The organism is Stenotrophomonas sp., assembly GCF_031995405.1.
Classification (GTDB): domain Bacteria; phylum Pseudomonadota; class Gammaproteobacteria; order Xanthomonadales; family Xanthomonadaceae; genus Stenotrophomonas.
Genome location: NZ_DAMAGC010000205.1, coordinates 1 through 2970, shown reverse-complemented (window position 1 = coordinate 2970; position 2970 = coordinate 1). Strand labels below are relative to the sequence as shown.

General features: G+C 65.3%; 2 protein-coding genes. Both read right to left on the bottom strand.

Translation table 11 applies throughout. From position 1 onward, the window contains the following. A partial coding sequence (gene acnA, locus RTO53_RS19770; RefSeq protein WP_312239365.1) for an aconitate hydratase AcnA occupies positions 1-2298 on the bottom strand: 2298 nt, incomplete at its 3' end. 249 nt (positions 2299-2547) lie between these two features. Further along, positions 2548-2925: an outer membrane protein assembly factor BamE gene (bamE, locus tag RTO53_RS19765; protein WP_312239364.1), complete on the bottom strand. Its 378-nt coding sequence runs from the start codon at positions 2923-2925 to the stop codon at positions 2548-2550. Positions 2926-2970 lie beyond the last annotated feature (45 nt).

The window sequence follows — 2970 nt, the reverse complement described above, 5'->3', positions numbered from 1 at the left end:
GGCCGGGTAGTACAGCGTGTTGCCACCTTCCTCGCCACCGAACATCAGGTTCTTGATGCGGATGTTGGCGAACGTGCCGCGGACCATGACGTCATCATTGCCGCGACGGCTGCCGTAGCTGTTGAAGTCGGCCGGCTGCACGCCGCGTTCCTGCAGGAAGCGTCCGGCGGGCGAATCCTTCTTGATGTTGCCCGCGGGGGAGATGTGATCGGTGGTGATCGAATCGCCGAACAGGCCCATCACCCGCGCACCGTGTACGTCCTCGATATGGCCGACCTGCATGGTCATGCCCTCGAAGTACGGCGGGTTCTTGATGTAGGTCGAGTGGCCATCCCACTCATACAGATTGCCGTCGGGCGACTTGATGTTGTTCCAGCGGGAATCGCCCTTGAACACGTCGGCGTAGTTCTGCTTGAACATCTCCGGCCCGATGGTCGCGGCGATGACGTCGCCGATTTCCTTGTTGCTCGGCCAGATGTCGCGCAGGAACACCGGCTGGCCATCGCTGCCGGTGCCGAGCGGTTCGGTGGTCAGGTCGATGTCGGTGGTACCGGCGATCGCATAGGCCACCACCAGCGGCGGGCTGGCCAGGTAATTCATTTTCACTTCCGGGTGCACGCGGCCTTCGAAGTTGCGGTTGCCCGACAGCACCGAAGTCACCACCAGGTCGCCGGCGGCGATGCCCGCGCTGACTTCGGCCGGCAGCGGGCCGGAGTTGCCGATGCAGGTGGTGCAGCCGTAACCGACCACGTAGAAGCCGATCTTTTCCAGCTCGGTGAGGACACCGGCCTTTTCAAGGTAATCGGTGACCACGCGCGAGCCCGGGCCGAGCGAGGTCTTCACCCACGGCTTGCGGTCCAGGCCCCGGGCGGCCGCGTTGCGGGCGAGCAGGCCGGCACCGATCATCACCGCCGGATTGGAGGTGTTGGTGCACGAGGTGATGGCGGCGATGACCACCGCGCCGTCCTTCAGGCGGAACTTCTGGCCGTCCAGTTCGACATCGCTGTAGCCCTTGGCCAGCTGTTCGTTGCCGACCGCCGCGCCACCGCCTTCATTGACGAACTTGGACACGTCGTCGTTGCGCTTGTCGCGGTTGGTGGTCAGCCCGACCAGGCTGTCGCGGTAGTTCTGTTTGACGTCTTCCAGCAGCACGCGGTCCTGCGGACGCTTGGGGCCGGCCAGCGACGGCTTGACCGTGCCCATGTCCAGTTCCAGGGTGACGCTGTAGCTGGCATGCGCGGTGTCGGCGTCATGCCACAGGCCCTGGGCCTTGGCATAGGCCTCGACCAGCGCGATCTGTTCCTCGCTGCGGCCGGACAGGCGCAGGTAGGTCAGCGATTCGCCGTCGATGGGGAAGATGCCGCAGGTGGCGCCGTACTCGGGTGCCATGTTGCCGATCGTGGCGCGGTCGGCCAGTGGCAGGTGTTGCAGGCCTTCGCCGAAGAACTCGACGAACTTGCCCACCACCCCGTGCTTGCGCAGCATCTGGGTGACGGTCAGCACCAGGTCGGTGGCGGTGGCGCCTTCGGGCATGCGCCCGGTCAGCTTGAAGCCGACCACCTGCGGGATCAGCATCGAGGACGGCTGGCCGAGCATGGCCGCCTCCGCTTCGATGCCACCCACGCCCCAGCCGAGCACGCCGATGCCGTTGATCATCGTGGTGTGGCTGTCGGTCCCGAACACGGTGTCCGGATACGCGATGGCCTTGCCGTCCTTGTCCGCGGTCATCACCACGCGGGCCAGGTTTTCCAGGTTGACCTGGTGGACGATGCCGGTGTTGGGCGGGACCACCTTGAAGTTGTCGAACGCTTTCTGGCCCCAGCGCAGGAAGCCGTAGCGCTCCATGTTGCGCTGGAATTCGATCTTGCCGTTGAGGTCCAGTGCTTCCGGAGTGCCGAACACATCCACCTGCACCGAGTGGTCGATCACCAGTTCGGAGGGAATCTGCGGGTTGATCTGTTCCGGGCGACCGCCGAGCTTGACCACCGCATCGCGCATCGCGGCCAGGTCGACCACGCAGGGCACGCCGGTGAAGTCCTGCAGGACCACGCGGGCGGGCATGAAGGCGATTTCAATATCCGGTTCGGCCTTGGGGTCCCACTTGGCCACGGCTTCGATGTGGTCGCGGCCGACGGTGGCGCCGCCGTCCTCGTGCCGGAGCAGGTTCTCCAGCAGGATCTTCATCGAATAGGGCAGGTGGGAGATATCGAACTGCTGTCCGAGCTTGGGCAGGCTGAAGTAGTCGTAGGTCTTGCCGCCGACGTCCAGCTGGCTGCGGGTGGAGAACGAATCGCTCATGCGGGGTGACTCCTCTTGCGGATGGCTTGCAGTGGTCCGCACGGAGCGGGCCTGCTTGCGTTTGCCGGTGGCCCTGGGGTACCGGATCGCAGCCAGTATGAGCGATCCCGTGCCACGCCATGGCCGGCCAGTGACAGGACACAAGGTTACACAGCCACATGTAGCGCCGGTGTCATCACAGCGGTGCGTCCAACGCAGACGGGGCGCCGTTGGGCGCCCCGTCGGGGAAACGTTGCTGCCGGATGCGGCTTACTTGCCGTTGGCGGCATCGATCAGCGGGTTGCCGGTCTTGCCCACCGCGTTGGACTTGGACTTGGCCGTCAGCACGCCGGTTTTGCCGAACTCGAACACGGTCGCTTCCTGGATGTTCTTGCCGAACGACTTGATCTTGACGAAGTCGTAGTACCAGACCTGGGTGTCGCCGAGCTGCTCGCGCCGGCTCGGCGCACCGAAGGCTTCGCGGATCTGCTCCTGGGTGGTCTTGCCGACCTGGGCGGCGTCCATCTGCTGCTGGGTGATTTCCTGGCCGGTGGTGTAGGCACCGAACGGGTTGGCCTGGGCCGACGCGGACGTCAGGGCCAGCGGGGCGGAAAACAGCAGGGCGAGGGTGAGGGCGGTGGCGCGCATCGTGGGAGGTCCTTTTCTGTCGATGGGGGCAGCCGGCCAAGAACG

What these genes read in the sequence shown, in the direction of transcription:
- bamE (WP_312239364.1), bottom strand. Translation starts at nt 2,925, where the DNA reads ATGCGCGCCACCGCCCTCACCCTCGCCCTGCTGTTTTCCGCCCCGCTG.